At 38.3% G+C, this 11,364-nt stretch carries 6 protein-coding genes; all 6 read right to left on the bottom strand.

Annotated elements, in window-relative coordinates; translation table 11 throughout:
* Positions 1-20: 20 nt before the first annotated feature.
* Positions 21-1,667: a family 16 glycosylhydrolase gene (locus AO058_RS04555; protein ID WP_075325445.1), complete on the bottom strand. Its 1,647-nt coding sequence runs from the start codon at positions 1,665-1,667 to the stop codon at positions 21-23.
* A gap of 12 nt (positions 1,668-1,679) precedes the next feature.
* A complete protein-coding gene (locus tag AO058_RS04550) occupies positions 1,680-3,761 on the bottom strand; it encodes a hypothetical protein (protein WP_075325444.1) in 2,082 nt (693 codons plus the stop codon).
* A 12-nt stretch (positions 3,762-3,773) separates the two neighbouring features.
* A complete protein-coding gene (locus AO058_RS04545; RefSeq protein ID WP_075325443.1) occupies positions 3,774-5,237 on the bottom strand; it encodes a RagB/SusD family nutrient uptake outer membrane protein in 1,464 nt (487 codons plus the stop codon).
* 11 nt (positions 5,238-5,248) lie between these two features.
* Positions 5,249-7,771: a SusC/RagA family TonB-linked outer membrane protein gene (locus AO058_RS04540; RefSeq protein WP_335740079.1), complete on the bottom strand. Its 2,523-nt coding sequence runs from the start codon at positions 7,769-7,771 to the stop codon at positions 5,249-5,251.
* An 11-nt stretch (positions 7,772-7,782) separates the two neighbouring features.
* Positions 7,783-8,274: a carboxypeptidase-like regulatory domain-containing protein gene (locus tag AO058_RS18860; protein ID WP_335740074.1), complete on the bottom strand. Its 492-nt coding sequence runs from the start codon at positions 8,272-8,274 to the stop codon at positions 7,783-7,785.
* A 240-nt stretch (positions 8,275-8,514) separates the two neighbouring features.
* Positions 8,515-11,283, bottom strand: coding sequence for a helix-turn-helix and ligand-binding sensor domain-containing protein (locus AO058_RS04535; protein WP_075325442.1), 2,769 nt, complete (start codon positions 11,281-11,283; stop codon positions 8,515-8,517).
* Positions 11,284-11,364: the final 81 nt, after the last annotated feature.

Below are 11,364 nucleotides of genomic sequence, written 5' to 3'. Positions count from 1 at the left end.
CAGTCTTATCATAAATTTTGTTACTCTTGATAAACCCTGATGTAATCAATTTCCATGGAGCGTTCATCAAATGCCGGATCAATCTCTCCGCCAAAAGTTCCACCCATCGCTACATTTAGAATTATAAAGAAGTCTTTATTAAATGGAGAATCAGGATTGTTCGCATAAGTATGGTATACTTCACCGTCTACAAGAAATAGTATCCTTTCGGGAGACCATTCTACCGTATAGGTATGGAATTCGTCACTTACACCGGGAACTTCTATAGAACTCCCATCAGCATTTCCACCAGATCGACCCGGATAATGAAGGGTACCATGAATTATATCCTGTTGGTTTCCCACGTGCTCCATAATATCTATCTCACCAGTTTCAGGCCAACCCACTTCATCAAAATCAGATCCCAGCATCCAAATTGCAGGCCAGGTTCCGGCTCCTTCAGGTAACTTAGCACGAGCTTCTACTCTTCCGTATTGAAATTCAAAATTGTCTTTTGTAGTTATTCTTGAAGATGAATAATCAAAGCCGTTGGTTTCTTCTGCCTTTGCAGTAATTACCAGGTTTCCATTTTCTATTATTGCGTTATCCTCGGTATAATATTGAGATTCCTGGTTTCCCCAACCACCATTATTACCGATCTCAAAATTCCAGATACTGCTATCTACAGGGCCATCGGTATCAAAATCCTGTTCCCAAACAAGATTTTCATATTCGGTTTGAAATTCTTCAGGCTCTTCTTCTCCGCCCTGGGAAGTGGTGAATTTTAAATACCAGGCCAAAGCAGGATCGTTACCCGGTATTACCCTAACATCCATTGTAGTTGGTGTAATATTAAGAACTTCGTAAGAACTTGAACCTACATAGTAGCTCATCGTTCCGCCGCCAGCGATGTTAATTACCGTACCGGTAGTAGCATCTTCTGGCAATCCAGACGTTGAAGGAGATAGAGAAGCACTAAAGTCTCCAGTATTACTAAAATCAAGACACTGGTCTTCAGAACCATCTCCACCAAAATCACCGGTGTAAGCAACATTTACAAAGGTTTGCCCATTGTTATTGTAATTATAAACTATATTATCATTTTCGTTCAGGCTAAACGTCATTTCATCGGTATAGAAACAAGAACTAACATCTGCGCCGGCTTTTTCAAAAGGAGCAGCGGCATAATATATAGGAGCCGTAAATCCTTCTCCAGAGCTTGGCCCAACTCCCAGGTGAGCCGGCTGTGAAGCTGCTACATACCAGGTTTTTGAACTTCCGCCGGTAAGCAATTCCTTAGTTTCCGGATCGCTAAAATCACTAAAGACAGTTACGGTGGTGGTCATATTCGAGGAAACTCCCCCTGTACCAGATGCCACAACTGTTACTGTATAATCATTTACACCGTTCTCGTTAAAACTATGGGTGGTTTCTCCAGAAGCAGAAACTTCTTCAAAACCATCACCATAAATAAACTTGTAGGTCATGGCGTTATCGGCGCTGGCGCTAAAACTTACCGCTCCACTACCGTCGCCATTAGGCATTTCCTCAGTTTGCCCTACCACTTCAGCGCTAACACTAAGGTTAGAAGGTGTGGTAATATTACCTATATCATAATCGTCGTTGGAACAGGCGCTGAAAAAAACCAGCGAAAGTACCGCAAGACTTGTTTTAAATATATTTTTCATTTGTGTTCTTTTTTAATTCGTAAGTTGAATATCGTCGTAATAATAAGTGCTGCCGTCACCTGCTACACCTTCAATAATTTCAAAGAATAAAATCACTTTAGAATATTCCTGCACAATTTGCTCATCTGAAAATTCAAAAACTAATTCTTCCCATTGATTGGCTACAGTAGTAATAGCATCTACTTCGGCAAATATTCCAGAGTCATCGTTATTTTCTAATTTCACTCTAACCGGAATATCAGCCTTTGGTGAATACACTTTTACGCTAATTTTATTGTTTCCGTTAAATTCTATGGGACCGTCTAACTGAAGTGTTGTACCAGCGTAAAATAGGGCACCTTCGGTTTTTGTACTTCTCACAACAGTATTACTGGTATTGATGCCTTCTTGAAAAGGGTTTTCTTCAACTGCAGAATCTGCTCCTTCAAAAGGAGTTAGAGAATAGGTTAAAGAAGAGTTTTCAAAAGTCGCCGGTAATGTAACAGCAGTTGCATCACTCTCTGAAAAAAAATAAAGATTGTCAATATAAAAAGCACCACCGGGAGCAGTTCCCACATCAAATTTGAACTGAAAAATATCGCTTATATTAAGATCCTGACTGGTAAATTCAGACAAGGGAATTTCAATACTGTTCCATTGATTTGGAGTTACATTCAAGTTTACACTTTTTTCTCCTGAACCAGAAGAAATAAGAAAGAATGGTATTGAGGAGTAATCTCCAGACCAAACATCTATGTGAACAGATTCAAATGCAGTTACATCTATAGCCTCTCCAATATCAATTCCCTGATAATTTGCGTTGCCATATTTAATCGCCTCATTTCCATTTACAGAAACCACTTCATAGGTTGTTGATTGACCCCAATCTGGATAATAGTCAACGCCTGCGGGATCTGAATACTTATCACTAAATATTGACTTTACATCCTCTTCTAAATGAATTGGGGTCGGAGCGGCATTTACCGGCGAAGTTGGCACCTGTACACTTTCATCATAAAAGAATACATTATCTACTAATACAGTAGTCTCACCTTCAGGTGTAGCTGAATAAATCAATTGAGAAATATGTGCTCTGGTGGTTAAATCTGTAAAGTCTTCCAGAGGAATGTCAAGAGTTACCCATTCTCCCTGGGGCATGTCCTCAATTACCACTTCATGCTCAACATCATCACCACCTCCATCATAAACACCGTTAGGTCCAAAGTCTACAAGTTTAACTTTAAAGGTTTCTGTATCTAGAGAGAAAATATCAGTACGTAAATGAGTCATGTTAGTTGCATCAATCTGAGTGCTTTCAGTTAAAATTCCAGCATAATTTAAATCAGTATATTTCTTAATATCATTTCCTTCAATGTCCGTTTCTTCCAGTTCTGCAGCTGACCAATCCGTGAGCCAGGTATCTACTGGTACATTTGTATAAGTATTACTGAATAGTGAGATAACACTTTCAGGTAATTTATTGGGAGTAGGTGCAGGAACTGGTCCATTCATTTCTACAGTTTCTGTATATTCAACCGTTGCTGTACCACCACTTAAGGCAATTACCTTAATATCATAGGTTCCTATTTCAGCATAGGTATGAGTAATAGATTCTCCTAGCATAAGTAAGGTTGGCACCTCATCTTCTTCATCACCAAAGTAAACCTCAAACATTGCAGCATAATCTGCTGCTGCAGAAACAGAAACCGAATATCCATCAGTATTCTTTGTAATATCCACCTCCAGGTTTTCAGGAGCAAGGAAAGAAACGGTTAAAGGTTGAATTCCCGAAGTCATTTTACCGTTAATATGAGTCCCGGTAACCTCTACTTCATATTCACCTTCTGCATAAACGTGTTCTACGGCATCTCCTACTTTAATCCCTTCTGCAGGAGTAGAACCATCACCGAAATCTACGGTATACACCGCAGCTCCTTCACCGGTTGGGGTAATCTCTACCAAACCGGAATTATCTTGAGTTATTTGAAATGTTGCACCCAAATTTGCCGGTGCCTGTACCTGCTCAAGATCTACAAGGGCATCGTCATCACTCTCGCAGCCAAAAAATGGTAGAGCAAGAAGGAATGCAAAAATTATTTTATAATGTCTTTTCATAATTCTAATGTTTTAGTATCCCGGATTTTGCTCCCAGTTGCCCTGAGAAAATTCTATTTCTTCTAACGGAATAGGGAAAAGTTCATTTTTCCCTGCAGTAAATCCTTCAATGTTATCTGCGGCTCTGCCGGTTCTTACCAAATCAAAGAAACGGTGACCTTCGCCTACTAATTCTTTTCTTCTTTCTTCGTAAATAATTTCGGTAAGTGCATTTCCTGCAGCATCTACTCCATCTAACCCTGCTCTCTCACGAACTTCATTAAGGTAAGTTCTAGCCTCACTATCGTCTATTCCGCCACGGTTCAGGGCTTCAGCAGCCATTAATAAAACATCGGCATAACGAATAGAACGGTAATTATTAGGCTGGGTAAGGTTAGCATCACCTACGTTATCATTTTCTCTTGGAAGGTATTTTCGGTTAAAATAACCGGTGTGTTTGTAGCCTTCAGCATAAGTTGCGCCGGTTTCTGCCGCCCAGGCTTCGATATCTAAAATGGAAAGATCTCTACGAATATCATCTTCTGTAAACAAATCGTATGCTTCCTGAGTAGGAACATTAAAACTGAAACCAGGTTCAAAAACAGGACCCGAATAATTTCTTATTCCCTGGAAACCTACGGCTACATTACCTTCACTACATTGTAAACATCCAAAACCTGCTCCTTCTTCACCGGTGTATTGCACCTCAAAAACCGATTCTTCGTTATTCTCACCTTCCTGTAAGAAAAGAGTATCAAAATCTGCTAAAGCGTAAGGACCATTTTCGATCAAATCTGTCAACACATTTGCAGCTTCATCAAATTCTTCCTGATATAAATGCGCTTTACCAAGCAAAGCCATTGCAGCTCCTTTGGTTGCTCTACCAGTTTCAGGTGCAGCATAATTAAGGTTTTCTATAGCAAATTGTAAATCGCTTTCAATTTGCGCGTAAACTTCTTCGGTAGAAGCTCTTGGAACAGAAGTCTCATCTCCTAATACAAAACGCTCATCTCCTTTTATTGGAATTGGCCCAAACCATTTTACCAATTCAAAAGTGAAATAAGCACGTAAAAAACGAACCTCAGCAATAATCATTTCGAGACCTTCAAAATCTGTTTTGTCCTGAAATTCCAAAACATAGTTTGCGCGTTGTACCCCGGCAAAATTCCAATCCCAAACATCGTCCAGGTTATCGTTTACAGGAGTATGTGTCATTTCATCTACTTGTTGAAAGCCTATAACATCATTGGCGCTTTCACCTCCACTTAATGTATTATCTGAAGCAATTTCGCCCAGCAATACATTTACGTAAGTAGATTGTAAAATATCATAAACGCCAATTAACGCGTTGTAATAATCTTCTTCAGAATTAAAATAATTCTCAGAATCTATATTGTATTCTTCGGTTTTTTCCAAATAATCTTCGCTGCAACCAAAACTGAAAGCCAGCAGGAGCAGAAGAAGCATTTTATTGAATATGTTGTTATATCTCTTCATTGTGCGATTTTTTAAAAGTTAAGGTTTAAACCTGCAAGGAAAATTCTTGGTACAGGGTAGAATCCGTAGTCAATTCCGCCACCAATAGCTTCACCGGTAGAGGCCGAAGGATCAAAACCTTTGTAATTAGTGAAAGTGTAAAGGTTTTGTACCGAAGCATAAACTCTTAAGCGGTTTATACCTACTTGCTCTAAAAATGTTTCAGGCAGGCTATAACCCAGCTGAACATTCTGAATCCTTGCATAAGAAGCGTCTTCAACATAAAAATCTGAAAAAGCCACATTAGAAGTTGCACCTGTTGTTACACGAGGCACTTCGTTGCTTGTTCCCGGCCCGGTCCATCTTTCTAAATAATAAGCGTGGCGATTTACATTTGGCTGATTACGCTCGTAATTTCTTACCATATCGTTCCCTAAAGAAGCGTATGTATACGCGGTAAAATCGAAATTCTTATAATTGAAATTAAGATTTAAGCCCATTGTAGCGGTAGGAATAGGATCGCCAATATTGGTACGATCATCTACATTTATAACTCCGTCACCATTGGTATCTACATAACGAATATCGCCAGGCGAGGCTTCAGCACCTAACGATTCCTGTGAAGGATGCGCATCTACTTCTTCCTGCGTTTGGAAAATCCCGTCGGTTTTATATCCGTAGAAATAACCAATAGGGAAACCTTCCTGAAAACGTGCCGGTTGTGGTTGTCCCACACCAAATTGACCGCCGGGAAGAAACTCGGTTCCATTTACCGCGGTTACTTCATTCCTTAAGAAAGTGGCATTATAACCAATTCCAACTCGAATATCGTCCCCAAAATTTTCTTTATAATTAATAGCAAATTCAAAACCTTCATTTCGGGTAGTTCCAGCATTTATAGTTGGAGCGCCAGATCCCGGTGCGCCACCACCAAAAATCCCCGAAACAGGAATTCCTGCAACCAAAAGATCTTTTCGATCTTCTCTAAAAATATCGGCGGCAATATCAACTCTGTTATTAAAAAGCCTAAGATCTATACCAATGTTTGTTTTTTCGGCTTCTTCCCAGCCTGCCCCGGGATTTGCAATTCTACCTAAAGCGGTACCGTTTACTAAACTCCCATTTAAAACATAAGTAGCTTCACCATCTAATAATGAACGGTAGAATTCTGCGCCACCGGCTTCATCATTACCAAGTATACCAAAACTTCCTCTTAATTTTAAGAATGAAATTACATTAGAATCTTCTAAGAAATCTTCTTCAGAAAGAATCCAACCAGCCGTTGCTGACGGGAAATAACCTACACGGTTTTCCGGGCCAAATCTTGTGGAAGCATCTCTACGAAGCATCCCAGAAACAAGGTATTTTCCTTGATAATCGTACTGTAGCCTTCCGAAGAAGGATAACTTTCTAATGTCATATTTATAAGCACTGTTGTTCAAACCATCGTTTGTTCCCGTAGTTAGGCTAATATCAGCAAAGTCCCAGGAGTTATTTGGAACATCATAACCAGTAGCATATAAACCATCTCCCCAGTCCCTAATTACCGTCATCCCGGCAGTACCGGTTAAATGGTGTGTTTCATTAAAAGTATTCTCGTAAGTCCCAAAAAGGTCATAGGTATAAGAATTATCGTTAATTCGGTTTTGGTTTACCGTACTACGAACATTGTTAAAAACCTTTCCCGGCCCATAATCTATAATTGGCGCAAAATCTTTTCCTTTTGAATTAGATAGACTGTAACCAATTCTGGAGGTGAAGGTCAATTCTTCTATAGGCGTATAATCCAGACTGAAAGAACCGTTGAATTTATTAAGATTATAGTCATTAAAGGTATTTTCAATTTGTGAAAGTGGATTAATAATCTCGTTTCCTAATCTTCCTTCCAAATCTTCCTGGTCGCGGCTAAATGTGGACGGAATATTCAAGGCGTTAAATAAAACAGAACCTAAGCCGTTTTCGTTAATAGATCTTCGGTTTAGACTTGTATAAATTGAATTGGCGGTAAATTTAAATTCATCTGAAATATCTACCCCAATATTAAATCTCGCGGTGCTTCTTTGAAAATCAGATTTTTCAGCGCCAATTATTCCTTCCTGGTCAAGGTGTGAAACCCCGAACGAATAGGTTACTTTTTCTGAACCTCCATTTAAAGTAAGGTTATGACTCATAATTGGAGAAGTGTCAAAAACCTCGTCCTGAAAATTTGTTCCCCTACCTAAATCGCTAACATTGGGATAAGGCAAGGCCTGGCCATTGTTGGCATAACTTTCATTTAAAAGTAAAGCATATTCTGTGGCATTCAATAGTGGTAATTTTCTTGAAGTTTCCTGCATTCCTACATAAGCATCATACTGTACGGTAGGCGCGGTATTCTTTTTACCAGATTTTGTAGTTACCAAAACCACTCCATTAGCTCCTGCAATACCATAAATTGCGGCTTGCGCATCTTTTAGGATAGAAATAGATTCAATATCGTTAGGGTTTATAGTGTTTAAATCTCCCTGGTAACCGTCTATAAGAATTAGCGGGCCATTTTCACTGTTGGAAGCGATTCCTCGAATATTTACATTAATTCCTGCTCCCGGTGCGCCGGAAGATGAGTAACATTCACCCCGGCCGCAGTACCCTGCAGGGCCTGCTCAATTTTAATAGGATTAAGTTCTTCAATAGTTTCATTGGAAACAACGGAAACGGCACCGGTAATATCTTTACGTTGCTGGGTTCCATAACCAATTACTACAACTTCTTCTAAAGCAGCAGCATCTGTTTTTAATGTAACATCTATTACATTCTGATTTTCTCCCACGGTAACTTCCTGCGGAAGAAACCCCACATAGGAAAATACTAAAACGTCTCCGGCTGAAACTTCATTAATGGTGTAATTTCCATCAAAATCGGTTACCACTCCATTAGAAGTATTTTTTACAATAATGTTTACTCCCGGTAGTGGAAGTCCGGTATCAGCTTCATCTACCATTCCCGAAACAGAAAAGGTTTGTGCCTGCAAGGAAAAGGTTCCTATACAAAACAAAATTAGTACGAGTATTTTATTCATTTGTTGATGATTTAAATTCGGAAATCAATGTATTAAGAAAGCATTAACAGCAATAATAAATCACCCTTACAAATAGTATACAGGAAAAATTATTAGGTGAATTTTGCGAAATATGCATACAAAACCCGCTGGAATCAATGAATACGCAGCCTATAATTATTTTAAGCTAAATATTGATTTTCTGTGGTTTACATTAAATGTTGTGGTAATGTTGAGGAAGAATACGTTCATGTAAAGGCACTAAAACTTAAGGATGTATTCTACCAATCCCTGATCATGCTCTAAATTCATTTTCTTCCGCAAACGATATCGTTTTATTTCTACACTTCTCACCGAAATATTAAGCAGTGGAGCGATCTCTTTTGAGGATAAATTGAGCCTTAAATAAGCACAAAGTTTAAGATCGTTAGAAGTTAGGTTAGGATGTTCTTTTTTTACAGATTGCAGGAAATCCTTGTCGGCATTATCAAAAGCTTCTTTAAATAGTTTCCAGTTATCTTTTTCGGCAATATTCTTATTAATAATAGAAATGACCTCCTGAATATCTTCCTTTTTATTGGCTTCAGTCAGTTTGTTTTTAAGCTGGGTAAGAAATTCATTCTTTTTAATAATATTCATCGTAGAGGCCGCTAATTCCCGGTTTTTAGAAGCTACATCAGATTCCAGTTTTTGATTTTGAAGTGTAATAATCTCCTGTTGCGATTCTAATTGCCGTATTTCCAGCTTCTTTTTATTCTGTTCCAATAATCTTTCCCGCTGTTTTCTGTAATATCCCGTGTAAATTTTATGCAAGATAAAAATGAGCAATAAGAAAAGTAAAATATAAACTACAATTGCTACCGTTGTAGCGTACCATGGTAAAGCAATAGTGAATGCGTAAGTAGCTATTTCACTTATACTGTTATTATATTTACCACGTACTTCAAATACATAATCTCCCGCCGGAAGATTTTCAAAAGTTGCGCTACCGTTGCGTTGCCAAGTGCTCCAACCCGTACTAAAACCTTTAATTCTATAACTATACACCGGTTTTGCAAGTTTGGAATAGGCCGGTATACTAAATTCAAAATTGATATTATTAACCGAGTTTGGTAATTCTAATTGATTAAGGTCTAACTTGTGACTTTTAAACTCCTCCTCCAACGCAGCAGTAGAAACCTTATTTATATTAAGTTGCTCCATAGAAGGCAAATCTAAAGGGGTAGAAAATATAGTATAGCCTACATTAGAACCCACCAGATATTCACTTTCCCCAATTAGGGAAATATTTTCAAAACCCTTCGCAATACTCCTATATTCTAAGGGAATAGCTGCCGATTTTGCGCTTAACCTATCCTGAAAAGCATCTCGGGTAACATATAAAAGATTGTCTTCACCAAATCCCCACCAGGTATTATCGGGTAAAACGTGGGAAATTCCGCTAATTCTTTGCTCCTGAATTAAATTATTTAATTCATTTTCAAGGCTGAAGGTGTCAGTTTTTGGTTCATATTTATAAATTTCATCTTCAGTAGAATAATAGATAGCGCCATTAAACTGAAATACTTTAAGTCCCATACCACCATCGTAGGATACGCTGTAATTTTCCAGGTCTAAAACTTCATTTACTTCAGCATTAATTTTTAATTTAAAAACTCCCTTATGATCGTGGCCCACCCAAAAAGTAGAATCATTCTGTACCACTAAATTTCTCGAAGAAAGATCGAAATTTGCTAAATAAACGGGATCATTTTCAACATTTCCTTCTTCCCAAAAACTAATTCCGTCGTAATGCCCCTGAAGCAGTCCGTTTTTAAATTCCCTTATTTCCCAGACCCCGGGACCATCTGAAATATGGGTTGCACTGTTCCCTTCAATTGCAAAAATTCCGCGGTCATGCCCGGCGTAAAGTTTTCCTTTAATTTCATTAATACTCCATACCTGACCGCTAGTGCCGGGAATGAGTTCATAAGTATTAGAAGTTCCTATTTTAAGATACAAACCCTGGTTAGTACCTAAATACAAATTATCCCCAAATTGATGACTGCAATAAACCGTGCCTACTTTTCCCGAAATATCGGTGAATAACCTAAACGGACTTTTACGATTAATAAGCACAAGTCCATTATCCAGCCCACCCCAAATATTACCGGCTTTATCCTCCAAAATTGATAAAACCGTATTATTATTAATTACCGGTTGGAGCAATTGGTAATTTTGTGAAGTTGCCAGGTCATAAACGTGCAGCCCATTACCAATGCTTCCTAAAACAAGGGTTTGGTCTTCCAGCAATTTTGCGGTAAAAATACTTTCATTTAAAGGATAATCTTTAAACTGAAAAGGCTCCCAATTAGAATTTTCAATAGTGAAAAGCCCGTCATCACGGGTAACGGCAAGCATTTTATTTTCTTCAAAAGGAAATAGACCTACAATGGGTTTGTCTTTAATTTTAGCATTAGAAATAACCTGTTCAATCCTCCCGTTGTCTATGGTGTAAAGTCCGTCTTCTGCAACCTGGTAGTAAAGTTTATTATTTACCTTAAATAAATTGGAGATAATATTACCGGCATTAATTGTATTAATTTCTTCGGTTTCCCGGGTAAAGCTATAAAGCCGACGTAAACTTTGAAAAATAATATATTCTTCCAGGGCTTCAATATGCCAGAATTGTTCGCCATCAAGGATTTTTTCTTCAGAAAGGTTTTTTAGGCTGGTATAATTTAGTTCTCCTTTTTGGTCTGTGTCCCAATATCCAAAATCCATATAAGACCCCGTATAAATTCTTTTATCCTTGGCTAACACAGAGCGAACCGCACTGGCATTTGGCACCCTGTGTAAATTCCAATGTTCACCGTTAAAAGAGAGTAAGCCAAGGTTATTGGCTATATAAATATGGTTATTATCTGCTTGCGTCAGCATCCAGTTTTGATTGCCGGCATTGTAAATTCCGGGGTCAAAATTGGTAATTGGCGGCAGCTCCTGAGCAAACAGGCTAAAGCTAAAAAACAAAAAGAGAGCAAGTAAACGCATAGTTTAGCAAAAAACGGAAATTACTAAATAATATGGGCTTTTACTAAAGGGAAAAATTAAGAAAAGAATTATAACGGTACT

Source organism: Salegentibacter sp. T436, from assembly GCF_001932675.1.
GTDB lineage: Bacteria > Bacteroidota > Bacteroidia > Flavobacteriales > Flavobacteriaceae > Salegentibacter > Salegentibacter agarivorans.
Note: the sequence above shows the minus strand (reverse complement) of the source record. Positions and strands in the feature narration are given on the sequence as shown.